Annotated in this window: 22 protein-coding genes; 15 read left to right on the top strand and 7 right to left on the bottom strand. The window is 38.4% G+C overall.

Features of this window, described 5'->3' with window-relative positions; genetic code table 11:
- Positions 1 to 45: 45 nt before the first annotated feature.
- Complete coding sequence (locus tag POD11_RS13125) at positions 46 to 684, bottom strand: TetR family transcriptional regulator (RefSeq protein ID WP_009387652.1); 639 nt, start codon at positions 682 to 684, stop codon at positions 46 to 48.
- 173 nt (positions 685 to 857) lie between these two features.
- Here POD11_RS13125 and POD11_RS13120 point away from each other — a divergent pair, with 173 nt between their 5' ends.
- The 6 genes from POD11_RS13120 to POD11_RS13095 all read left to right on the top strand — a co-directional run bounded on the left by POD11_RS13120 (position 858) and on the right by POD11_RS13095 (position 6,961).
- Positions 858 to 1,883 (top strand): ferredoxin reductase, encoded by a 1,026-nt coding sequence (locus POD11_RS13120; protein ID WP_262457470.1) that lies wholly within the window; start codon positions 858 to 860, stop codon positions 1,881 to 1,883.
- A 30-nt stretch (positions 1,884 to 1,913) separates the two neighbouring features.
- Complete coding sequence (locus POD11_RS13115) at positions 1,914 to 3,056, top strand: fatty acid desaturase family protein (RefSeq protein WP_262457484.1); 1,143 nt, start codon at positions 1,914 to 1,916, stop codon at positions 3,054 to 3,056.
- Positions 3,057 to 3,216: 160 nt separating this feature from the next.
- Positions 3,217 to 3,933, top strand: coding sequence for a ribonuclease PH (rph, locus tag POD11_RS13110; protein WP_002120794.1), 717 nt, complete (start codon positions 3,217 to 3,219; stop codon positions 3,931 to 3,933).
- 132 nt (positions 3,934 to 4,065) lie between these two features.
- Positions 4,066 to 4,200, top strand: coding sequence for a hypothetical protein (locus tag POD11_RS13105; protein WP_255787789.1), 135 nt, complete (start codon positions 4,066 to 4,068; stop codon positions 4,198 to 4,200).
- 21 nt (positions 4,201 to 4,221) lie between these two features.
- A complete protein-coding gene (locus POD11_RS13100; RefSeq protein ID WP_262457469.1) occupies positions 4,222 to 6,390 on the top strand; it encodes a phosphocholine-specific phospholipase C in 2,169 nt (722 codons plus the stop codon).
- A 403-nt stretch (positions 6,391 to 6,793) separates the two neighbouring features.
- Positions 6,794 to 6,961 carry an ABZJ_00068 family colistin stress protein gene (locus tag POD11_RS13095; protein ID WP_016142587.1) on the top strand — a complete coding sequence of 56 codons (168 nt, stop codon included), beginning with the start codon at positions 6,794 to 6,796 and terminating at the stop codon, positions 6,959 to 6,961.
- On the opposite strand, the gene nadC is transcribed toward POD11_RS13095, so the two are convergent.
- On the bottom strand, positions 6,958 to 7,803 hold the full coding sequence (gene nadC / locus POD11_RS13090; RefSeq protein WP_262457468.1) for a carboxylating nicotinate-nucleotide diphosphorylase: 846 nt from the start codon (positions 7,801 to 7,803) through the stop codon (positions 6,958 to 6,960). The genes POD11_RS13095 and nadC overlap by 4 nt on opposite strands.
- A gap of 171 nt (positions 7,804 to 7,974) precedes the next feature.
- On the opposite strand from nadC, the gene ampD reads away from it, so the two are divergent.
- Complete coding sequence (ampD, locus tag POD11_RS13085; RefSeq protein WP_262457467.1) at positions 7,975 to 8,544, top strand: 1,6-anhydro-N-acetylmuramyl-L-alanine amidase AmpD; 570 nt, start codon at positions 7,975 to 7,977, stop codon at positions 8,542 to 8,544.
- A gap of 72 nt (positions 8,545 to 8,616) precedes the next feature.
- On the top strand, positions 8,617 to 10,167 hold the full coding sequence (gene murJ, locus POD11_RS13080) for a murein biosynthesis integral membrane protein MurJ (RefSeq protein WP_262457466.1): 1,551 nt from the start codon (positions 8,617 to 8,619) through the stop codon (positions 10,165 to 10,167).
- 46 nt (positions 10,168 to 10,213) lie between these two features.
- On the opposite strand, the gene POD11_RS13075 is transcribed toward murJ, so the two are convergent.
- The 5 genes from POD11_RS13075 to POD11_RS13055 all read right to left on the bottom strand — a co-directional run bounded on the left by POD11_RS13075 (position 10,214) and on the right by POD11_RS13055 (position 15,611).
- Entirely contained in the window at positions 10,214 to 10,909 is a 696-nt protein-coding gene (locus POD11_RS13075; protein WP_213071843.1) for an FKBP-type peptidyl-prolyl cis-trans isomerase, read from the bottom strand.
- 49 nt (positions 10,910 to 10,958) lie between these two features.
- The gene (locus POD11_RS13070) at positions 10,959 to 11,684 is read right to left on the bottom strand and encodes an FKBP-type peptidyl-prolyl cis-trans isomerase (RefSeq protein ID WP_064785717.1); all 726 of its coding nucleotides are present in this window, start codon (positions 11,682 to 11,684) and stop codon (positions 10,959 to 10,961) included.
- A 191-nt stretch (positions 11,685 to 11,875) separates the two neighbouring features.
- Positions 11,876 to 14,059: a polysaccharide biosynthesis tyrosine autokinase gene (locus tag POD11_RS13065; RefSeq protein WP_262457465.1), complete on the bottom strand. Its 2,184-nt coding sequence runs from the start codon at positions 14,057 to 14,059 to the stop codon at positions 11,876 to 11,878.
- An 18-nt stretch (positions 14,060 to 14,077) separates the two neighbouring features.
- The gene (locus tag POD11_RS13060; protein ID WP_262457464.1) at positions 14,078 to 14,506 is read right to left on the bottom strand and encodes a low molecular weight protein-tyrosine-phosphatase; all 429 of its coding nucleotides are present in this window, start codon (positions 14,504 to 14,506) and stop codon (positions 14,078 to 14,080) included.
- A 4-nt stretch (positions 14,507 to 14,510) separates the two neighbouring features.
- Positions 14,511 to 15,611 (bottom strand): polysaccharide biosynthesis/export family protein, encoded by a 1,101-nt coding sequence (locus POD11_RS13055; RefSeq protein ID WP_262457463.1) that lies wholly within the window; start codon positions 15,609 to 15,611, stop codon positions 14,511 to 14,513.
- Positions 15,612 to 15,980: 369 nt separating this feature from the next.
- Here POD11_RS13055 and tviB point away from each other — a divergent pair, with 369 nt between their 5' ends.
- Genes tviB through POD11_RS13020 form a run of 7 tightly spaced genes read left to right on the top strand, consistent with a single transcriptional unit; the run spans position 15,981 to position 22,997 of the window.
- Entirely contained in the window at positions 15,981 to 17,276 is a 1,296-nt protein-coding gene (gene tviB / locus POD11_RS13050; protein WP_262457461.1) for a Vi polysaccharide biosynthesis UDP-N-acetylglucosamine C-6 dehydrogenase TviB, read from the top strand.
- Positions 17,277 to 17,308: 32 nt separating this feature from the next.
- Positions 17,309 to 18,259: a Gfo/Idh/MocA family protein gene (locus tag POD11_RS13045; RefSeq protein ID WP_014208044.1), complete on the top strand. Its 951-nt coding sequence runs from the start codon at positions 17,309 to 17,311 to the stop codon at positions 18,257 to 18,259.
- Positions 18,256 to 18,834, top strand: coding sequence for an acyltransferase (gene wbpD / locus POD11_RS13040; protein ID WP_239969399.1), 579 nt, complete (start codon positions 18,256 to 18,258; stop codon positions 18,832 to 18,834). Before POD11_RS13045 ends, wbpD begins: the two co-directional genes overlap by 4 nt.
- Position 18,835: 1 nt before the next feature.
- Positions 18,836 to 19,924, top strand: coding sequence for a DegT/DnrJ/EryC1/StrS family aminotransferase (locus POD11_RS13035; protein ID WP_262457460.1), 1,089 nt, complete (start codon positions 18,836 to 18,838; stop codon positions 19,922 to 19,924).
- A complete protein-coding gene (locus POD11_RS13030; RefSeq protein ID WP_262457459.1) occupies positions 19,921 to 20,409 on the top strand; it encodes an acyltransferase in 489 nt (162 codons plus the stop codon). Before POD11_RS13035 ends, POD11_RS13030 begins: the two co-directional genes overlap by 4 nt.
- A gap of 19 nt (positions 20,410 to 20,428) precedes the next feature.
- Complete coding sequence (locus POD11_RS13025) at positions 20,429 to 21,604, top strand: glycosyltransferase (RefSeq protein WP_262457458.1); 1,176 nt, start codon at positions 20,429 to 20,431, stop codon at positions 21,602 to 21,604.
- The gene (locus tag POD11_RS13020; RefSeq protein ID WP_262457456.1) at positions 21,591 to 22,997 is read left to right on the top strand and encodes an oligosaccharide flippase family protein; all 1,407 of its coding nucleotides are present in this window, start codon (positions 21,591 to 21,593) and stop codon (positions 22,995 to 22,997) included. The genes POD11_RS13025 and POD11_RS13020 overlap by 14 nt, the downstream gene beginning before the upstream one ends.

Raw genomic sequence — 22,997 nt, 5'->3', positions numbered from 1 at the left:
TCTTTACGTATTACCACATAACCTGTTTTTTGTCATTTGCCGCTTTTACCGTTCCCAGTTTGCAATCCCTCTAAAGAGTAGGCGAACTTGTGTAGAAGCATTTTCAATAAAGGCAGTTTGTTGCAGCTTGAGCTGTTCACCTTGATATTGTTTTGATAGGTTGAGCCACGTCATTGCCCATGTAAATGACATATTGGTCAAAATGGTAGATAAGACATTTAAGTCTTGAGGCTCTTGAATATGTTTAAAATTTTCGAGTTTAGTAAGATCAGTTGTGAGATCTTCGATCAAAAATTCGATTTCTCGTGCAATAGCTGCACGAACTGTTTCTGAGCCTCCCCAACGCTCCGAAATCATAAATTGCCACTGTTTAGGGCTATGATTTACTGCTTGCACAAATAGCTCAATACTGGTTTGGGTCTTAGCAGATTTATGTTGTAAATAACTTTGTCCTAACTGATGTAAGACACTTTTTAAATGTAAGGCAACTTGATCGACCAGTTCCTTGCCGAGTTCGTCCATGTCTTGAAAATGACGGTAGAACGCTGTTGGTACCAAACCTACTTCACGTGCAACTTCACGCAAACTGATACTACTGAACGAACGCCCAGACGTGCTCAGATGCAAGGCTGCATCAAGGAGTGCCTGACGACTTTGCTGTTTTCGTTCATCCCGTATCGACATTAAAAGAACCTATTTAAACCGTGAGCCAAAGTCTAACAAAAAAGAGCAAACTTTCATAAAAAAAATAGTGAACAAGTGTTGACTGAGTGAACAGTTATAAATATAGTGTACATATGTTCACTATACGAACATGTGTTCACTCAAATAAATAGCCAGAAACAAAAGAGGAACGTATGAACGCAACACTTAGCTATCAGCCACATTGGGTTCGAGAAGATTTTGTTGATTTTGTTTTACAGAAAATTAACGCGACTTGGGCTTGGAAAAGGGTACTTGCAGAAGTTACTACTGTTCAGCCACTTCATACCGATATGGTGCTTATCAAGCTTAAACCGAATCGTAATTTTAATTTCGATCAGGTCCGCGCAGGTCAAAGTATTCTGCTGACTTTGCTCATCGATGGCATTTACCAACAGCGTAGTTATTCAATTATTGAAGTGACTACTCAGGGTGAAATCGCTTTAGGTATTAAAGTACAAGGCTTGGTGTCAAGTGCAGCCCAACGATTACATGTTGGAGAGTGCATTGAGATTTCACAGCCACAAGGTGATTTTACTTTGCACCAAGGCCAGCATCCTGCGATTTTAATCGCGTCAGGTAGTGGCATTACTGCAATTTATTCACTTTTGCAGCAAGCGTTGAAACAGCAGCTTGAACAAATTCACGTTATTTATTTTAATCGTGCTGAAATTTTTCATGCTGAATTAAAAGCTTTGGCAGAGCAGCACCCACAGCTTCAATATCATTTCTTTAATACCTCCGAGCAAAAGCAGCATTTAACTGAAAAATTACTGCAAAAGTTGGTTCCTGATTACGCGCAGACTGCAACGTATGTGTGTGGTCATCACGGCATGATGCAGCAGGCAAATGAAATTTATGCCCAAAAGGGTGCTCAGTCGCAACTTTATCAAGAATATTTTCAGCCACTTCAAGTGACTGGTACACATGCAGCACAGCGTATTATTTTCCGCCGTGCCCAGCATGAGTTTTTAGCTGAAACAAATTTACTGAGCAGTGCAGAGCAAGCAGGTTTACGTCCGCAACATGGTTGCCGTATGGGTGTTTGCAATAAATGTAGCTGTACCAAAGTCAGCGGTGTTACTCAAAACCTGTTAACAGGTGAAATTGAAGACCAACCTAACCGTCCAATTAAACTATGCGTGAGCCAGGCATTAAGCCCAGTCACGATTGATCTATAAAAAGAATTAAAGAGGATTAACCTTATGAATATGGCATTAGAATTTTCTACCGTTTCTAAATCTGCTCATTTAACCCCAGAACAGACAGAAGAGTTTGGTCGCCGTGTTGAGCAGATTCGTCAAGACGTGATGCAAAGTCTTGGTGAGCAAGATGCAAAATATATCTACAAAGTACGTAATTTTGTTCGCTACACCGAAATCGCTTCACGTAGTATGTTGATGTTTGGTGGTTGGATTCCGCCTGTTTGGCTACTAGGCACAGGTTTATTAGGTATTTCTAAAATTGTAGAAAACATGGAACTTGGTCATAACGTGATGCATGGTCAGTTTGACTGGTTAAATGAACCAAGTCTGAACGGTAATACTTACGATTGGGATACCATTGCATCGGGTGATGATTGGCGTGAAACACATAACTATGTGCACCACACTTATACCAATATTGTTGGTAAAGACCATGATGTCGGTTATGGTATTTTGCGAGTAAGTGATCAACAGAAGTGGGAACCTCGTCACCTATTTAATATTCCACTTGGTCTACAGTTAATGTTTTTCTTTGAATGGTATGTGGGTGTACAAAACTTACATCTTGAAGATGCATTAGTTTATAAAACCAAGAGCTGGAAACAAGTTTGGAAAGATTCATCTAAAGTACGTAAAAAAGCCACTCGTCAAGTTTTAAAAGACTATGTGTTTTTCCCTGTGATCTCTGGTCCTATGTTTTTACCGGTTTTTGCAGGAAATGTAGTTGCCAATATTATTCGTAACTTGTGGTCATCTGCCGTGATTTTTAACGGCCACTTTACAGAAGATGCAGAAACGTTTGAGCCTGATAATACCGACACTGAAACCAAGGCAGAGTGGTACTTACGTCAAATTCGTGGTTCAAGTAATTTTAGTGGTACAGAATGGATGCACTTTATGAGTGGTAACTTAAGCCATCAAATTGAACACCATTTATTTCCAGATATGCCAGCTAATCGCTATAAAGAAGTAGCACCGAAAATTAAGGCACTTTGTGCAGAATATGGCATTAACTACAACGAAGCGAACTTTATGCGCCAGTTCTGGAGTGTATGGGTACGTTTGGCGAAATGTTCACTGCCAAACCATACCACTGGAAAAGTTATGCAGACATTGGAAAAGTTAAAAGCAAAATTCAAATTTGCGTAATTTAAAAGTTTTCAAAATAGCTCCTTTTTAGGGGCTATTTTTATTTTTCAAGTCATGAAAGTTGCAGACTTACATTTGAAAGTAGGGAATAAACTCAACCTGTCAAAATCCTTTGCTATACTATGCCCAAGTTTGTATTTAAGAGAAGTTAGGAAGGATTATGCGTATTGACCAACGTGCATTAGACCAATTACGTGAAGTGAAAATTACACGAAACTACACCCGTTATGCTGAAGGTTCTGTGCTGGTCGAATTTGGTCACACCAAAGTCCTTTGTACTGCAAGCATTGATAACTCAGTGCCACGCTTTTTAAAAGGTCAAGGTCAAGGCTGGGTAACAGCAGAATATGGCATGTTACCGCGCTCAACACATTCACGTTGTGACCGTGAAGCGGCTCGTGGTAAGCAAACTGGTCGTACTCAGGAAATCCAGCGCCTCATTGGTCGTAGCTTACGTGCTATGGTTGATTTGAAAAAGCTTGGTGAAAACACGATTACGATCGATTGCGATGTAATTCAGGCTGATGGTGGTACACGTACTGCTTCGATCACTGGTGCGGCTGTAGCATTAGTTGATGCAATGAATGTTTTGTTATCGCAAAAGAAAATTAAGCATGATCCGCTTAAAGGATTAGTTGCTGCAATTTCTGTAGGTATGTATCAAGACGAAGTACTGCTTGATCTTTGTTATGAAGAAGACTCGAACTGTCAAACTGACTTAAACGTAGTAATGACACAAGCTGGTGAGTTTATTGAAATTCAAGGTACAGCAGAAGACAAACCGTTTACTCGCGCACAAAGTAATGCCATGTTAGAAATGGCTGAAAAAGGAATTGCCGAGCTCATTAAAAAGCAACAAGAAGCTTTAGGCTGGTAATTTTAATCTTTCTAAAAAACGCATCTTCGGATGCGTTTTTTTATGCCTTCATCAAATCGACATAAAAACATCACTTGCCTGTCACTTTTACGCTTTATTAGTAGTTCGCATTTAAAACGTTTGGAAAAACTAATGCGAAAACTTTCACTTTTATTAATTACATCTTTAGCACTCATGCTCAGTGCTTGTAACGATGATAACGACTCAGATAATTCATCGCCAACAACACCGCCCACCAGTAATTGCAAAATGCACTGTGCACCATAATAAGAACTTAGGATAGAACTAATGAATCGTCGCGAATTTCTTTTAAATTCTACAAAAATCATGTTTGGAACAGCCGCTTTAGCGAGTTTCCCGCTGAGTATTCAAAAAGCGCTGGCTATTGATGCCAAAGTTGAAAGTGGAACTATTCAAGATGTTAAATACATCGTGATTTTGACTCAGGAAAACCGTTCTTTCGATAATTATTTCGGCACACTAAAAGGCGTACGTGGTTTTGGTGACCGCTTTACTATTCCAATGACAGAAGGCCGAAAGGTTTGGGAGCAATACGATGCGAATAAAAAGAAAGTATTGCCTTACCATTTAGATAGCCGTTTAGGAAACGCACAACGCGTTTCAGGTACACCTCACTCATGGGCTGATGGCCAAGCAGCTTGGGACAATGGGCGAATGAGTGATTGGGTGGCATCTAAAAAACCACAATCGATGGGTTACTATAAAAAACAAGAAGTCGAATATCAGTTTGCCTTAGCCGATGCATTTACCATTTGTGATGCCTACCACTGCGCTATGCATGCGGGGACTAACCCAAATCGTAAGTTTATCTGGACGGGAACCAATGGCCCTACGGGTGCAGGTGTCGCCAGTGTGGTAAATGAATTTGATGGAATTGGACCATCAACTGAAGGTTATGAATGGACGACTTATCCTGAGCGCTTACAGCAGGCCGGCGTAACATGGAAAGTTTATCAAAACATGCCGGATAACTTTACCGATAACCCATTAGCTGGTTTCAAACAGTATCGCCGTGCAAATGAACAGTCAGGGCAACCAGTTAGCCATGATTCACTCATTTGCCCAGCGTATGATGAAAAAATCGATACGACTCAACCACTTTACAAAGGTATTGCCAATACCATGCCGGACGGTGGTTTTTTAGGAACTTTTAAAGCTGATATTGGGCAAGGTAAATTACCGCAGGTGAGTTGGTTGGTTGCTCCAGCAACTTACAGTGAACATCCAGGGCCATCTAGTCCTGTACAGGGCGCTTGGTATATTCAGGAAGTATTAAATGCATTAACTGAAAACCCTGAGCTGTGGAGTCAAACCGTTTTATTGGTAAACTTCGATGAAAATGACGGTTTCTTTGACCATGTTCCTTCACCAAGTGCACCGTCTAAAGATGCAAATGGTGTTGTATATGGAAAAACGACTTTAAGTGATCAGCAAGTATCTTATGAATACTTTAACCATCCAGCAGTAGCGACTTCAAAATCTCAACCTAAACCAGACGGGAGAGTGTATGGGCCGGGTGTACGCGTTCCAATGTATGTAATTTCACCGTGGAGCCGTGGTGGCTGGGTGAACTCACAGGTCTTCGACCACACTTCTATTTTACAATTCTTGGAAAAACGCTTTGGTGTGCAAGAGCCTAACATTAGTCCATACCGCCGTGCCGTATGTGGTGATTTAACAACAGCATTTAATTTTAAAACACCGAACCTTCTGCCTGTTGCTGAACTAGATGGGAAGAAAACTAAAGCCGAAGCTGATGCGATTCGTGTTGCTCAGGCTTTATTGCCACAAGTTCCTGTTCCAAGCCAGCAACAATTTCCTCAGCAGGAAATGGGAATTAGACCATCACGTGCTTTACCTTATATTTTACATACCAGTGCCAAAGTCGATGCTACTCAAAAAAATGTAAAGCTGATGTTCTCAAACACGGGCAAACAAGCAGCCGTTTTTCATGTGTATAACCGATTAGATCTTACGGTAGCTCCTCGTCGCTATATGGTTGAGGCGGGTAAACAGCTTGATGATGTGTGGAATGCTCCAACTGGTCAATATGACTTGTGGGTACTTGGACCAAATGGTTTCCACCGTGCGTTTAAGGGAGATTTGAGCCAAGCGAACCAGACGCAAGCACTACCAGAAATTAGAGTCTGTGTGGAAGAGTGTGATGCGAATTTGTATTTAAAAATTCGTCACGATGGTAATAAGTCAGTCAAGCTCACAGTCAAAGCAAATGCTTATCTGCCAAACAAGACATGGACGATAGAAACAAATCGTTCTGAAAAAGAACTGGTTTGGGATATGTCTGAATTTGGAGGTTGGTATGACTTTACTGTGACTTTATCTGATGATGCGACGTTTAGTCGTCGTTTTGCAGGTCGTATAGAAACTCAAGAAGATTCAATTTCTGATCCTTATATGGGTTATTTAGAGTCTTAAGTTGCTGTAATGCATGAATGTTAAGCTGAAGTCTTAGTTAATAATTATTTTAAATTAGTTAGCACGACGGAGTCTTATCGTTTATTCATCCAGTGGAAGTAGCTAATTCGTTACTTTGGTTTCGCCCAAAGTAACCAAATGCATTTGTCATCTACAAAACCTGTTCTCTTTCTGCATATATCTGATTTATTGCAAAAACAATATATTTATAAATTTGGGGTAGGTTGTAGATGACATCTCGCACAATCTAATGTTGGGAAATATAAATGAAGAGAGGTAATAACTTATCGTTTAGATGAATAATAAAAATAAAGACTTACCTTTTGTAACAGAATCTCCTAAGCGTGGTCATATTTATCTTTTATCTTGAAACCCTGATTTTTTAAAGTAATGGGGAAAATTTATGCTACAAGGTTTTATTGTATTATTAGCAGTAGTTACATTTGTTTTAATGGCTGCCGATCCACGTGATAGTGGGGCACAAGCGACTCAGTCAGCGTGGCAAAAAACACAAGCGGCAGACATGACCAAGTCGCAAAAAAATATGAATAACGATGTGGATTTTACTTAAGCATTAAAACGCATTGATAAATCAACAGCTCTAACGTCTTTAGTTAAGACACCCATAGAAATGTAATCAACGCCAGTAGTCGCCACTTCGCGTAAGTTCTCAATAGTGATATTGCCAGATGCTTCGAGTTTACAGCGACCTGCCACATGTTTTACGGCATCAATCATTTGCTGTTGGCTAAAATTGTCTAGCATGACAATGTCCGCCCCAGCTTCAAGCGCTTGGTTTAGTTCATCCCAAGTTTCGACTTCGACTTCAACAGGTTTGCCTGGCGCAATTTGATGTGCTTTTGCAATTGCTTGGGTAATACCACCTGCTGCCATAATATGATTTTCTTTAATTAAGAATGCATCAAATAAACCGAGACGGTGATTTTGTCCGCCACCGACAGCTACGGCATATTTTTGTGCAATACGTAAGCCTGGTAAGGTTTTACGCGTATCGAGAAGTTTTGTATTTAAGCCTTCAAGATGCTTAACGTATTCAGCAGTTTTTGTCGCAACAGCAGATAAAGTTTGAATAAAGTTTAAAGCAGGGCGCTCTACAGTAAGTAAACTACGTGCAGAACCTGCAAGTTTTAAAAACGCTTCGTTTGCCGCAACACGCTCACCTTCTTGTTTTAACCAAGTCACCTGAATAGTATTGTCATAAGCTGAGATGAGTGCATTTACCCAAGGTTGACCAGCTAAAACCATATCTTCACGGCTAATAATGGTTGCAGTGGCTTGCTCCTCTTCAGGTGTGAGCATAGCGGTAATGTCGCCGTCCCCAATATCTTCTTGTAATGCTTGTTGAATATTGATTTGAATTGATTGTTCAAGCAAAGACTGAGGTATGCTCATACGGTTTCCATTTTGTCGATGACCCTAAAACTTGCGATATATTAGCACCGTCGACCTGAAAAATAAGCTGTTTTATGAGATTAATCGCGATAAACAATCGCATTTAATACTTTGAAAAGTAGATAACTGTTTTAAACTAAAACAATTGGCAAGCAATTTATTGGCATCTCAATGAAGCAAATCACACCGTATGAAGTTATAGATGGGCAATTAAAAGGGGCAAGACAAATCCCTTCTCCAAATTTTAACCAGCGTCCGACTGGTACCGAAATTCAAATGATTGTGGTTCATAATATTAGTTTGCCGCCGTCTCAATTCGGAGGCGGATATATTGAGCAGTTTTTTCAAAATCAGCTAGATTGGTCAGTTCATCCTTATTTTCAGACCATTGAAGGCATGCAAGTTTCTACGCATCTGTTAATTTTACGAACAGGTGAAGTCCTACAGTTCGTTAATTTTAATGATCGGGCATGGCATGCCGGACGTTCAAGCTATTTATCCAAAATAGAATGCAATGATTATTCAATTGGGATAGAACTTGAGGGAAGTGATGATTTACCTTTTGAAGAAGTACAATATCAAGTATTAACAGATGTTGTTACCGTCATTCGCCAAGCTTATCCAGAAATTAAAAACCATATTGTAGGTCATTCAGATGTTGCCCCTGGCCGAAAAACCGATCCGGGCCCTCATTTTAAATGGCAGCACTTTAGACAATTACTGGCTCAGAAAAAAAATTGAGTTCATTCATCATTTCACAACGAAAAGATTTTTTAGTTTCATTACAATAGCGACTTTCGAATATAGCTGTAGGTGAGTGCGATGGCATTGTGGCGATCGACTTTTATTGTCAGTGCAATGACGATGTTGTCACGAGTGTTAGGGTTAGTACGTGACGTCGTATTGCTCAACGTGTTTGGTGCAGGTAAAGATTTTGATACCTTCGTCGTTGCTTTTCGTATTCCTAACTTCTTTCGACGGTTGTTTGCCGAAGGGGCTTTTTCGCAGGCATTTATTCCCGTATTAACTGAATATAAAACGGGCCGAGCACATGCTGAAGTACAAATTTTAATTAGTCGCGTATTTGGCTGTTTATTAACAGTCATGACCTTACTCACTTTTGTGGCTATGGTTTTAGCACCTGCGATCATCTATATGTATGCACCGGGCTTCCACAGTGATCCGGAAAAGTTCGATTTAGCCGTCAGCATGTTCCGTTTGACCATCCCCTATTTAATGTTTATGTCGCTCACAGCTTTTGCCAGCAGCATCTTAAATAGTTATGGCTCGTTCGCTTCACCAGCTTTTTCACCTGTTTTACTCAATGTAGCAATGATTGCAGGGGCATGGTGGCTTACGCCGTATATGGCTGAGCCAATCAAAGCATTAGGCTGGTCAGTTGTTGTGGCCGGAGTGTTACAGTTAGCGATACAAATTCCCGAATTGTGGCGCAAAAACTTACTGATTCCACCTAAAGTTGATTTTAAACATGAGGGTGTGGAGCGTATTCTAAAACTCATGCTTCCAGCATTATTTGGTGTATCTGTGACTCAGATTAACCTGCTGTTAAATACGATTTGGGCATCATTTATGCAAGATGGCTCGGTATCTTGGCTATATAGTGCAGAACGTATGACTGAGTTACCGTTAGGTTTAATCGGTGTCGCGATTGGTACAGTAATTTTACCTTCACTTTCTGCCCGTCATGCAGAGCAAGACCAAGCAAAGTTCCGCGGTATGATCGACTGGGCTGCAAAAGTCATTGTATTGGTAGGATTACCGGCAAGTATTGCCTTATTTATGCTTTCAACACCGATTATTCAAGCATTATTCCAGCGTGGCGAGTTTGATTTACGTGATACACAAATGACAGCTCTAGCATTGCAATGTATGAGCGCTGGTGTAATTTCTTTCATGCTTATTAAAGTATTTGCACCTGGTTTCTATGCACAGCAAGACACTAAAACACCAGTGCGCGTAGGTTTAATGTCTGTTGCTGCTAATGCAATTTTAAACGTTGTATTTATTGGGTTCTTTAAGCTTATCGATTGGCATGCAGAACATATGGCACTTGCACTAGCGTCTTCAGGTTCAGCTTTAGTGAATGCCGGTTTACTCTACTTCTATTTGCACAAGCGTAATATTTTCCGATTTGGTTCACATTGGAAAAAACTAGTGCTTCAATATGGTTTAGCAAACCTTGCAATGATTGCAGCGCTTTGGTTCGGATTAAATTGGTATAACGGCGAGCTTTCACAGTGGCTTCGTGTTGCCGAAGTTGTAGGGTTATGTGTAGTAGGTGTAATCGCTTACTTAATTGGCTTATTACTCACAGGCTTTAGACCAAGAGATTTAAAACATTAAAATAAAAAGCGATCAATTTAGATCGCTTTTTTTATATCTGATACATTTATTTTGGTAAAACTTGTAGCAATTCAATATCGAAAATTAAAGTGCTATTCGGACCAATCGTGTCACCTGCACCGACTTCACCGTAAGCGAGATTTGCAGGGATAAAGAAACGAGTTTTACCACCTTCTTTCATGGTTTGTAGACCTTCAGTCCAGCCTGCAATCACTTGGCTGAGCTGAAACTCAACTGGATGATTACGTGCAATTGAGCTATCAAATACAGTTCCGTCGAGTAAACGGCCTTCATAATTCACTTTCACACGTGATGCAACTTTTGGTTTTTTCCCCGTTCCTTCTTTCAATACTTGGTATTGAAGACCTGATTTAGTCGTGATTACACCCGATTTTTTTGCATTATCAGCAAGAAATGCAGCACCTGCTTGAGCATTTTGTTGACCTTGTTTTTGAAATTCAACGAGTTGTTTGGCTTCTAATGTTTTCTTATAGTCATTAATGGCTTTCGCCATTTCTTCATCGGTTAAGCGAGCTGTTTTATTCTGAGCACCTTCTTGTAAGCCTTGGTAAAAAGTATCAAGATTTAAATCTGTTAATGCTTCAGTATTATTACGACCCATTAAATAGCCATAACTATAGCTAAATTGTTCTTTTGCTGGGCTTTTATTTGTGATAGGTGTAGCAGCAAAAACAGATAAACTCATTGTTGATGTTGCAATAATTAAACCAATTTTTTTCATGCTGTTTTCCAAAAAAAAGGAGAGTACTGTTTTACTCTCCTGAATGTTTTTATTTCACTGAAATGAGTTCTACATCAAAAATCAGCGTACTGTTTGCTGGAATACCAGGAAGTTCCTGAGGGCCATAAGCAAGATTAGATGGGATAAAGAACGTTGCTTTACCACCTTCTTTCATGAGCTGAAGTCCTTCAGTCCAGCCCGGAATAACCTGATTGAGTGGGAACTCAACTGGTTCACCGCGCTTATAAGAACTATCAAATACTTGACCATTAATTAAACGGCCTTCGTAATGTACTTTCACCATAGATTGCGCAGTTGGTTGTTTACCTGTGCCTTCTTTAGTGATGATATATTGCAAGCCAGACGCCGTAGTTTTTACACCAGCTTTAGTTTTATTTTCTGCAAGGAATTGAACGTCTGCAGATTCAGACGCTGCTCCAGCAGCTTGCTCTGGTTTATCTTGTTGTTGCATTTTTTGCTGCAACTCTTTTTCATAAGCAGTAACAGCGGCTTTTAACTCTTCTTGAGTATAAGCACTTGGTTGCTTATTACGAGCATCATGAATCCCTTTCACAAATGATTTTGTGTCTAGCTCAGGTGGAGTTTGCTGAGCAACTTCGTACCCAAGAACATAACTGATTTTTTCAATTGGAGAGGCATTTTTATTTGCTTTGCTTCCGACTTCTGTGGTCGGATGTTGGCTTGCATAATAAACTGGTACAAGTGCAGCACCGCCTAAAACTACAGCGACAGCAATGGGTAAGGCTTTACTCATAAAAGGTTCCAAAAATAATCATTTGAGTCTAAAAAGGCTGCTTTTGATCTTAGCATGCTTAAGCATAGAATGTTTAAGAAAAAAAACGAGTGGTTTTTTATATATTTTAGTTAGTTTTAGTAGGGATAGACTTAAAAAAATCTTAAATAAAAAACCGGATCATTTGATCCGGTTCTCTTATTACTTTTCGGTTAATCTTCTTTTTGCGCTTTATATGCGTAAGCATAGTTATAGCCATAACCATAACCCGCACTCGCACGTTGAATGTCGTTAAGAATAAAGCCGTTGACTTTAACACCTGCTTGTTCAAAGCGATTAAGCGTTAATTCAAGCTCTTTCATTTGCGACTTAGCATAACGCGCAACAATTAAGTTCACACCTGTATATTGCGAAATGATAATACCATCGGTTACTGCAAGGACAGGTGGAGTATCAATAATGATGTGGTCATATTCACTTTGAACCTTTTCTAGCAAATCTTTAAACTGATTAGAGCTTAAGATTTCCGAAGGGTTCGTTGGGCTCTTACCACGAGTAATCACATCTAAGTTAGGAACTTGAGTTTTGTGAAGAACCTGTTGAAAATCTGCCTGCCCACTTAGTAGTTCAGAAAGACCAGGTTTTACATCTACGTCGAAGTACTTATGCATATAACCGCGGCGCATGTCAGCATCAATGAGCAAGACGCGTTTATTACCTTGCGCAAAAATCGTTGCAAGATTCGTCGAAATAAATGATTTGCCCACTTCTGGAGAAGGGCCGGCAATCATGATGATATTATTCTTAGCATTTGTTAAAGCAAAATGGATGGCTGTACGAATGCTACGTAAGCTTTCGATAGCAATATCATCACTGTTTTTAACAGCAAGAATAGGAATGCTCTTCTTCTTCTTTAAAATTTTAATACGACTTTCTTGAATTGGAGAACGTGGAACTGTTGCGTAAACTGGCAGATCCAATTCAGTTTCAATTTGACCAGAATCTTTCACACCACTACGTAACATATTACGTAGTAGAGCAATTAAAGCTCCAATAAAACCACCAACAAAAATAGATAAAATGAGTACGAGCAGTTTCTTTGGTTTAATTGGTTCCACTGGCTCAACTGCAGTATCAACAATACGGACATTACCAATTTCTCCAGCTTTGGCAATACGAAGTTGTTGGTAAGAGTTGAGAAGTGCTGTGTAGAGCTGGGTTTTGACTTCTACTTCACGATACAATTGTAAATATTGGCGCTGTACATCAGGTAGTTGTTTTAACGTACTGTTGAGTTCACCAATCTGTTTATTAATGGCTGCAAGCTGTCCATTAATCTCCCGCATTGCAGGGTGTTCGGCAGTATACTTTGCGACCATTTCAGCTTGCTTTTGTTCAAGCTCAGCTTTTTTAGTTTCTAAAGTAATACTTTGAGTTAAATATAGTTCTGATTCTTTAGTCACATCAACTGTATTGTATTGTTGACGGAATTTATTAAATTGACGTTCTGCATCGTCCAGTTGTTTTTTAAGGTCAGGAAGCTGTTCATCTAAAAACTTTAAGGTTTGGGCAGATTCAGCTGAGCGACGTTCAATATTTTGTGCACTATAAGTTGCCAAAATTGCATTTAAAACTTTGGTGATATGCTCTTTGTCTTGACCTTGATAATTTAAGCCTAAAACACCGGTAAGTTTGCCGCGTTCTGCAACTGAATAATTTGAGCTAAGTGAATTAACAGCAGCAGGTATAGATGAGTTTTTAATATTATAGGTTGCGTCAAATAAGTCTTTAGTAAAAATAGCAACTTTCCAAGTCCCATGGGGACCTGCAACGTGGTTAGCTTGATTCAAAGGAACTGTTAACAGAACCTCTTCTGTTGCTGGATTAGTTAAACGTAAAGATTGTTTGTCAAAATTAAGTAGTAAATTTTTATCCAGATAAAAAGCTGGAACTTCAAACTCACGAATTTCAAAGCTTTTTAAGTCATCTTTAAATAAAACTGATTTTTTAGTGTATTCAGTTTTATAGTCAGTATCGCTTAATAAGCGATGAGTAAGCGTATTTTCAGTACTAGACACCTGTATATTAAGATGTAAGTCTTTAATGACCGAGCCCAAAACCAGACGTGATTTTAAAATTTCAATTTCTGCTTGAGCAGGCGATTTTTGCTCAATCATATTAGATAAATCGCCTAAAAGTGCAGCAGAAGCCCCTTTGCTATCTTCAACTTGAACCAAAGCATCCACCGAATAGGTGTCTGGTGTTACACGTAAATAGAGCAGCGCACACACAAGGCTTAAAATAATGCAGAGTGCGATTAGCTTCCACTGAGCAATCAGTGAAAAAAACAATTCTTTTAAATCAATTGTATCTTCGGCGTTTGTATTTTGGTTCATAAGTTTAAAATCTTGGCGTTAAATATAAGGTTTCCAATCAGCAATACACTGTTGAATAAGTTGGCAGGTTTCATCAAAAAAAGCTTGATCGTGCTGATAAGGATCTGGCACATTTTTGTTCTGCCAATGCCCTAAGCGATAGGTTTTACCTTTCGCAAAAGGCCAAGTTTGCTCAATATGTTTTTGCTGGTTGTGACTCATGACCAAAATAAGGTCAGCTTTTTTAATATGTTCAGCGTTTAGCTTGCGTGCGACATGAGGCATCATATCGATACCAAGGCGTTGCATACAAAGTTGCGCTTTATTATCTGCCTGATGACCTACAAGCCCTGAAATGCCAGCAGACTCAATATTTAATTGGGGATATTGTGCTTTCAAAAAATACTCTGCCATAGGACTACGGCAGATATTTCCAATGCAAACCACCAAAATATTCTTAATTTGCATAATCTTATTGGCCCAAACGATCTATGTTATATAAAGCATTTGAGAATGGAATAATCTGGTTAATCACACGCTGCCAACGTGTTAAACCAGTCGCATCAACATAGACAATATCATTACTACGTAGTCTAAACTGATTGGCTAAACCAAAGTCACCAATGCTCATTAAATTTAAATGATAAATTTCTGTTGTGTGGTCATTTGGATTAGTCCGTACTACATAAATTTTACTTGCACTACCAGAAGCTGGATTAATCCCTAAACTCTCGCCTAAGGCATCACTTAATGTCATACCTTGATCACGCATTGGCAGGGCTTGGCTTTTCCCAGCTTCACCCATGACATAAATTTTCTGGTTTTCGCGTGTACTCACATAAATCGTATCATTGGGTTGAACCAAAAGTTTATGAAGTGAATAGCCCGCTTTTTCTAAATCAATGGTATTTAAGTTATAAGTTCGACCATTCCGGATGAGTTGAATATAAGTATTATCCCCGGTAGTTGTTACACCGCCTGCCATACCCAATGCAGTATAAATACTGACAGGTTGGTCGCTTAAGTAAAATTGGCCACCTTTAGTAACACTTCCTTGTACTGAGAAGCGTTGACCTTCATAAGAGACTACTCGTACTACAACGTCTGGATTCTTTAAAAAGCGAGCAAGTTGACTGCGGAGCTCACGGTTTACTTGAGCAAGTGTTTTTCCAGCAGCCTTATAACGGCCAACTAGAGGGAATTGAATGTAGCCGCTTTGGTCAATAGGGTAACCATTGGCCTGAATGGATTGTTCATTACTAATGCCATTTACAGGAGGGGTAATTTCAGGATAAGCCCAAAGCTGAATAGAGAGAGTGTCTCCTGGACTTAAGCGATATATAGGTTGTTGATTTTTAAATAAGCTTACATAGTCGCGTTGATAGTCAATTTGAGCAGGTTGAATTGCTGGTATTGTTTCTTGAGAAATTTTAACAACATTAACTGTAGTGCCGAGATCTGTTTTATAAACCCCTTCACTTGGAATATCGTAAGTTTGTAAACCAGAGGTAACCGCACAGCTGGCAGCACTCAAACTTAAGGCAAGAATAGAAAAAAACTGGCAATACTTCACACGCGACCCTTTGTGTATTTATCTTTAATTGATATCGTCCACTGCATAGTAACAAGTGTCTATTTAAACTAAACGCAGGATGGACAGATTCTAGCTGAAAAGAAATGAAAAAACACCGAAAAATAGTAGAGCTTTGTATGTTTAGTTTATCTATGTCAGTTAAGTTGGTTATAAGAAATTAATAGAAATGTTAAAAGTTATTATTTTAAACAAGATTGTTAAAGGTGAGTCACATGCATTGTAAACACATTTATACAATTGCGTTACGGAGAATAAAAAAAAACTGATATAGTTACGCTCGACTATATCCAGTTAACATGCAACATATATTTAATAGATACAATCTTGTAAGGAAGAAGGCTAACTTTTATGCAACCTGCCGATTTAAGAATAGCGATTATAGGTTTAGGATATGTAGGCTTGCCATTGGCAGTTGAGTTTGGAAAAAAAGGGCCAGTAATTGGATTTGATATTAATCAAAATCGTATCAATGAATTGAAAAATGGCCAAGATCATACCTTGGAAGTTTCTCCAGAAGAGCTTCAAAAAGCGAAACAATTAAGTTTTAGTGCAAATTTAGATGAGTTAAAAGAAAGTAATTTTTTTATTGTAACCGTCCCTACACCAGTGGATCAGGTGAATCGACCTGATTTAACACCTCTAAGAAAAGCAAGTGAAACTGTAGGACAAGCTTTAAAGAAAGGCGATATCGTAGTTTATGAATCTACAGTATATCCAGGTGCTACAGAAGAAGTTTGTATCCCAATATTAGAAAAGATATCTGGTCTTAAATTTAACCAAGATTTCTTTGCTGGTTATAGTCCTGAACGTATTAATCCAGGCGATAAAGTTAATACATTGACTAAAATTAAAAAGATTACGAGTGGTAGTACACCTGAAGTAGCAGATACTGTAGATGCGGTGTACGCAAGCATTATTACTGCAGGCACTCACAAAGCATCTAGTATTAAAGTTGCAGAAGCTGCCAAAGTGATTGAGAACACACAACGTGATTTAAATATTGCTTTAGTGAATGAGCTTTCTGTAATTTTTGATCGTATTGGTATTGATACTTTAGATGTTTTAGAGGCGGCAGGGAGTAAGTGGAACTTCTTACCGTTCCGTCCAGGTTTGGTTGGCGGACACTGTATTGGTGTAGACCCTTACTACTTGACTCATAAGGCAGAAGAGGTTGGTTATCATCCACAAGTCATTCTTGCTGGTCGTCGTATTAACGACAATATGGCACGTTATGTCGCTCGTAACACAATTAAGCTTATGCTTCAAAATGGAGTTGATGTTCCGAGAGCGAAAGTTGGCGTGCTTGGTGTAACTTTTAAAGAAAATTGCCCTGATATTCGTAATAGTAAAGTAGCTGATCTCATTAAAGAGTTAGAATTCTGGGGAGCTCAGGTTATAGTTGCAGATCCATGGGCAGATGCAGATGAAGTGAGACATGAATATGGTATTGAGCTTGGAAAAGTTGATGCTCAAAATCCTGTAGATAGTGTCATTGTTGCGGTAGGTCATAATGAATTCCGTTCACTTTCTGCAAGTGAATTGCGCAGTTATATGAAATGTGAGAAACCAGTACTGGCTGATGTTAAGAGTCTTTTTGATCGTACAGAAATGTCCAATGCAGGCTTTACGGTATTCCGTCTCTAATTTTATCTTATTATTGAATTGAAGTTTTGATCATGAAAAAATTTGCACTTATTGGTGCTGCTGGTTATATCGCACCACGTCATTTAAAAGCTATTAAAGAAACTGGTAATACTTTAGCGGTTGCTATGGACGTAAATGATTCGGTTGGGATTATGGATAGCCATTTTCCAGAAGCCGAGTTTTTTACCGAGTTTGAAGAATTTGAAGCTTATGTAGAAGACCAAAAACTAAAAGGTGAAAAGTTAGATTACGTGGCGATTTGCTCACCAAACTATCTTCATGCACCGCATATGAAATATGCTTTGAAAAATGGCATTGAGGTCATTTGCGAAAAACCATTAGTGCTTAACTCAGAAGACTTAAATATGCTTTCTGAATATGAAAAGCAATATGGTGCTAAAGTAAATTCAATTTTACAATTACGCCTTCATCCTTCAATTATTGCTTTGCGTGATAAAGTTCAGGCTGCACCAGCAGATAAAGTATTTGACGTCGACCTTACTTATCTTACATCTCGTGGTAAATGGTATCTAAAATCATGGAAAGGGGTAGACAATAAATCAGGCGGCGTAGCAACTAATATCGGTGTGCATTTTTACGACATGTTGCATTTTATTTTTGGCAAAATTGTTAAAAATGAAGTGCATTTCCGTGATGAAAAAACTGCGTCGGGTTATTTAGAATACGAGCGTGCGCGTGTACGTTGGTTCTTGTCAATTGATGCCAATAACCTACCAGAAAATGCTGTACAAGGTGAAAAGCTGACTTATCGTAGTATTACCATTGAAAATGAAGAGCTTGAGTTTTCAGGTGGCTTTACCGATTTACATACACAGAGTTACCAACGTGTATTGGAAGGTAAAGGTTATGGGGTTGAAGAAAACCGTGCAGCGATTGAGACGGTTGAAGTAATCCGCGTTTCTCCAATTGTGGAAAACCCGGAAAATCCACATCCACTATTGGCAAAGGTGAAAAAAGCATGAGCTTTTATCAACATGAAACTGCCATAGTCGATGATGGTGCACAAATTGGTGAGGGCTCCCGTGTTTGGCATTTTGTTCATGTCTGTGGAGGAGCCAAAATCGGTAAAGGCGTATCTTTAGGCCAAAATGTATTTGTGGGTAACCGTGTTGTAATTGGTGACCACTGTAAAGTCCAAAATAATGTATCGGTTTACGATAATGTCTTTTTGGAAGAGGGTGTATTTTGTGGCCCAAGTATGGTGTTTACAAATGTATATAACCCACGTTCTCTCATAGAACGTAAAGACCAATACCGAGATACCTTAGTGAAAAAGGGTGCTACGCTAGGCGCAAACTGCACCATTGTTTGTGGCATTACCATTGGTGCTTATGCTTTTGTTGGGGCTGGTGCTGTAGTGAATAAAGATGTACCAGCTTATGCGTTGATGGTGGGTGTACCGGCTAAACAGATTGGCTGGATGAGTGAATTCGGTGAACAGCTTGATTTACCTTTACAGGGGCAAGCTCAAGTAACCTGTTCACATACAGGAGCAGTTTATCAACTCGATGGAACGACACTAACAAAGCAAGGTTAATATGATTGACTTTATTGATTTAAAAAAACAGCAAAATCGAATTAAAGATAAAATTGATGCTGGTATTCAAAATGTATTGACACATGGTCAATATATTTTAGGTCCGGAAGTAATTGAGCTAGAAGAAAAGCTAGCTTCGTATGTGGGTGCTAAACATTGTATTACTTGTGCAAATGGTACAGATGCCCTACAAATTGCACAAATGGCTTTTGGTATTGGGCCAGGTGATGAAGTGATTACCCCGGGTTTCACTTATATTGCTACTGCTGAAACAGTTGCACTCTTAGGTGCAAAACCTGTTTATGTTGATGTAAACCCGAAGACTTATAATTTAGATGTTGAAAAATTAGAAGCTGCAATTACACCTCGAACTAAGGCTATTATTCCTGTAAGTTTATATGGCCAATGTGCAGACTTTGATGCAATCAACGCGATTGCTGCAAAATATGGCATTCCTGTAATTGAAGACGCTGCGCAAAGTTTTGGGGCAACCTATAAAGGTCGTAAAAGCTGTAACCTAAGTACTGTTGCTTGCACGAGTTTCTTCCCAAGCAAACCATTAGGTTGTTATGGTGACGGTGGTGCTATCTTTACCAATGATGATGAACTAGCTAAAGTAATTCGTCAGATTGCACGTCATGGCCAAGATAAACGTTATCACCATATCCGTGTTGGGGTGAACAGTCGCTTAGATACCTTACAAGCAGCTATTTTATTACCAAAATTGGAAATTTTGGATGATGAAATGCAAGCACGTCAAAAAGTGGCTGAAATTTATAATCAGTTATTTAATCAGGTTGGTATTCATACAACGCCGTATCTTGAAGCGCATAATACCAGTGCATGGGCACAATATACAATTCAAGTTGATAACCGCGCAGAAGTACAAGAGAAATTAAAAGCTCAAGGTATACCAACAGCTGTACATTATCCAATTCCACTTAATAAGCAACCCGCGGTTGCTGATGCAGATGTCATGCTTCCAGTCGGTGATACGGTTGCGGAAAGAGTAATGAGTTTGCCTATGCATCCTTATTTGGGTTTGCAAGAACAAAAAGTTATTGCCCAAAGTTTGAAAGGTATATTATGAGTACTTTAATAGCGCGGCTAATAGTAAAGATTATTGCTTGGGCTCAATACAAAACGCACGGTTATAATATATCAAAGTTTAAAGGTGTTTCTCCAAAAGCAAATATTGGAGTAAATTGTTTACTTAATATACCTATAAATAATTTATTTATAGGTGAATATACTTATTTAAATCAAGTTCATTTATCTTCAGGGGAAAAGGCCAAAGTTATTATCGGACAAGGATGTGCCATTGGTTATAATGTATCTATTAAGGCAATTACGCACTCTAAAGAAAAACCGACTAATAATGCTAATGGTTCTATTCAACATATTGAAAAAGATATTAAAATTGGAGATAACTGTTGGATTGGAGATAATGTATATATCCGTGAGGGAGTAAATTTAGGTAACAATGTTATCGTTGGAGCTAATTCTGTAGTGACTAAATCTTTTGGTGACAATGTAATTATAGCAGGTATTCCTGCAAAAGTTATTCCTACATAATGTTATATGGGCTTCACTCATGCATATCTTAATAATTCCTTCTTGGTATCCAACTTTTAAGGATGATATTAGTGGCAGTTTTTTTAGAGAGCAGGCACTAGCTCTAAAAGAATATGGTCATAGAGTTGGGGTGATTTATCCTCAAATTCGTAGTTTACGAAATATAAAGAGTATTTTTACAAAGCCCTATGGTTGTCAGTCTGAAAATGATAGTGGATTATTGACATTGAGGTGGTATGGAATCAATTTTTTCCCAAAACTACCTCAATTAGCAAGAAGATATTGGATAAATTGTGGTTTAGCACTATTTGAGGAATATATCAAAAAAAATGGAAAACCGGATATTCTTCATGTTCATTCTTTATTAAATGCAGGTTATTTAGCGCGTGAGATTAATAAAAAGTATAGTATACCCTATGTGATTACAGAACATAGCTCTGCTTTCGCAAGAGGCCTAGTTCCTAAACATTTAATTACGAATTTGTCTGATGTATTGACCAATTCCTCAAAATGTATAGCCGTCAGTGAAAAATTTTGTCAACTTCTGGAACAAACTTTTATTGGGACGGTATGGAAATATATTCCAAATATTGTAAATGAGGTATTTTTACAAGAAATTATCTATTCGGAAACTTTAGATTTTGAATTAATTAATGTTTGTTTTTTGACAAAAAATAAAAAGGTAGACTTGCTTATTTTTGCTTTTGCAAAAGCGCTAATGCAGGAACCAAGTTTAAAATTAAAAATAGGTGGCGATGGACCTGAACGTCCTTATCTTGAAAATTTAGTAAAAGAATTGAAAATTGCACATGCTGTAACTTTTCTAGGTTTACTCTCAAGAGAGCAAGTGAAATCTGAGATAAATAAGTCCTCTGCTTTTGTAGTGGCAAGTGAATATGAAACCTTTAGTGTTGTTATAGTTGAAGCTTTGGCTTTAGGAAAGCCAGTTGTAGCTACTAGATGTGGTGGGCCTGAGTCTATTATTCAACCAGAAGTAGGTTATTTAGTTGAGAATAACTCTATTGAAGCGATGGCAGTGGCAATTTTAAAATTGCATGATAACTATAATAATTTTAAAGCTGAAGATGTGCGTGAGTACTGTAAAAATAACTTTAGCGGACAAGCTGTTGTGGAGAAGCTTGGTCAGATATACAAAGATTCGCTTCAAATTGAGCAGCCATATGAATCGATCTAAGATATTGGCATATGCTATTGGACCAATTGGTTCGGGATTTATTGGTTTAATTACTTTACCAATGATTACTTGGTTCTACTCGGTAGAGGACATTGGCCGTGTTTCAATGCTTCAGGTCTGTACCAGTTTTTTTATATTACTATTTTGTTTAGGGCTCGATCAGGCTTATGTACGTGAGTATCATGAATCAGAAAATAAGTCTATATTATTTAAAGTAGTACTTTGGCCCAGTATATTACTTGGTTGTATATCTCTCGTCGCAATAAGTTTATATGACACATCTATTATATCTAAATTATTGTATGGCATTCCAAGTGTATATTTAAGCATACTAAGTATTATTTGTTTTCTTGTCGCATTAATTGCTCGTTTTCTATCTCTTATTCTGCGGATGCAAGAAAAGGCTTTAGCTTTTTCTATGAGTCAATTGTTACCTAAAATACTATTTTTAGTCTTTGTACTCAGTGTCGTCTGGTTCGGTTTTGATAAAAATAGCTATACGCTTCTAACGGCAAATGCCTTGTCATTAATGGCTGCTTTTCTTGTATATGTATGGAATACGCGACAAGACTGGCTACCAGCAATAAAAGTTAAATTTGACTGGCAACAGTTTAAATTGAGTTTGGCTTTCGGGTTGCCTTTAGTTGTTGGTGGATTGGCATCGTGGGGCTTAAATGTTATGGACAGACTATTTCTACGTAGTATGTCAACTTATGCAGAGTTGGGTGTCTATTCTGTTGCAATGAGCATTGCTGCCGTTGCAACACTTATTTCGGGCATTTTTAATACTATTTGGTCTCCCATGGTTTTTAAATGGATCAGTGAAGGAAATGTCGATTATAAGAAAATTGATAATATTTCAGAATATGTTCTCGCCGCCATCTATTTTGTTGTGGTTCTTGCAGGTATGTTTTCCTGGGTATTACCATTTTTATTGCCTAAGACCTATGTAGAAATTCAATTTTTAATGTGTGCCTGCTTGATAGGACCCTTATTCTTTACCTTATCGGAAACAACGGCAATTGGGATTACTATTGCCCGTAAAACTAAATTTTCTATGTTAGCTTCTATTTTAGCAATGTTAATTAATTTGGCCGCTAATTACATTCTTGTACCTTTATATGGAGCAAGTGGAGCTGCTGTATCAACAGCCTTAGCATTTTGGAGTTTTTATATATTTAGAACAGAACTTTCTAAAAAGGTCTGGAGGGATTTCGTTACCAAGAAAGCTTATGCTGTTACAGCTTTGTTGATGGTTTTGGCTATAATTAATGTTTTTGCTCCCCTTGAAAATTATATACGTATTGGGATATGGGGATGTGCATTGGTGTTAGGACTTTATTTTTTCAAAAACATAAAGTTAAAAGCATTGTTCCAGTTGAAAAAAGTTTAA

The organism is Acinetobacter sp. P1(2023) (assembly GCF_028367635.1).
Lineage (GTDB): Bacteria > Pseudomonadota > Gammaproteobacteria > Pseudomonadales > Moraxellaceae > Acinetobacter > Acinetobacter pittii_E.
Note: the sequence above shows the minus strand (reverse complement) of the source record. Positions and strands in the feature narration are given on the sequence as shown.

Bases quoted from the DNA above. Each gene is read 5' to 3' on its own strand.
- POD11_RS13100 (WP_262457469.1), top strand. From the start codon at position 4,222: ATGAATCGTCGCGAATTTCTTTTAAATTCTACAAAAATCATGTTTGGA.
- rph (WP_002120794.1), top strand. From the start codon at position 3,217: ATGCGTATTGACCAACGTGCATTAGACCAATTACGTGAAGTGAAAATT.
- POD11_RS13025 (WP_262457458.1), top strand. From the start codon at position 20,429: ATGCATATCTTAATAATTCCTTCTTGGTATCCAACTTTTAAGGATGAT.
- POD11_RS13075 (WP_213071843.1), bottom strand. From the start codon at position 10,909: ATGAAAAAAATTGGTTTAATTATTGCAACATCAACAATGAGTTTATCT.
- POD11_RS13020 (WP_262457456.1), top strand. From the start codon at position 21,591: ATGAATCGATCTAAGATATTGGCATATGCTATTGGACCAATTGGTTCG.
- POD11_RS13095 (WP_016142587.1), top strand. From the start codon at position 6,794: ATGCTACAAGGTTTTATTGTATTATTAGCAGTAGTTACATTTGTTTTA.
- POD11_RS13070 (WP_064785717.1), bottom strand. From the start codon at position 11,684: ATGAGTAAAGCCTTACCCATTGCTGTCGCTGTAGTTTTAGGCGGTGCT.
- wbpD (WP_239969399.1), top strand. From the start codon at position 18,256: ATGAGCTTTTATCAACATGAAACTGCCATAGTCGATGATGGTGCACAA.
- ampD (WP_262457467.1), top strand. From the start codon at position 7,975: ATGAAGCAAATCACACCGTATGAAGTTATAGATGGGCAATTAAAAGGG.
- POD11_RS13065 (WP_262457465.1), bottom strand. From the start codon at position 14,059: ATGAACCAAAATACAAACGCCGAAGATACAATTGATTTAAAAGAATTG.
- POD11_RS13060 (WP_262457464.1), bottom strand. From the start codon at position 14,506: ATGCAAATTAAGAATATTTTGGTGGTTTGCATTGGAAATATCTGCCGT.
- nadC (WP_262457468.1), bottom strand. From the start codon at position 7,803: ATGAGCATACCTCAGTCTTTGCTTGAACAATCAATTCAAATCAATATT.
- POD11_RS13030 (WP_262457459.1), top strand. From the start codon at position 19,921: ATGAGTACTTTAATAGCGCGGCTAATAGTAAAGATTATTGCTTGGGCT.
- POD11_RS13125 (WP_009387652.1), bottom strand. From the start codon at position 684: ATGTCGATACGGGATGAACGAAAACAGCAAAGTCGTCAGGCACTCCTT.
- POD11_RS13105 (WP_255787789.1), top strand. From the start codon at position 4,066: ATGCGAAAACTTTCACTTTTATTAATTACATCTTTAGCACTCATGCTC.
- POD11_RS13115 (WP_262457484.1), top strand. From the start codon at position 1,914: ATGGCATTAGAATTTTCTACCGTTTCTAAATCTGCTCATTTAACCCCA.
- tviB (WP_262457461.1), top strand. From the start codon at position 15,981: ATGCAACCTGCCGATTTAAGAATAGCGATTATAGGTTTAGGATATGTA.
- POD11_RS13035 (WP_262457460.1), top strand. From the start codon at position 18,836: ATGATTGACTTTATTGATTTAAAAAAACAGCAAAATCGAATTAAAGAT.
- POD11_RS13045 (WP_014208044.1), top strand. From the start codon at position 17,309: ATGAAAAAATTTGCACTTATTGGTGCTGCTGGTTATATCGCACCACGT.
- POD11_RS13120 (WP_262457470.1), top strand. From the start codon at position 858: ATGAACGCAACACTTAGCTATCAGCCACATTGGGTTCGAGAAGATTTT.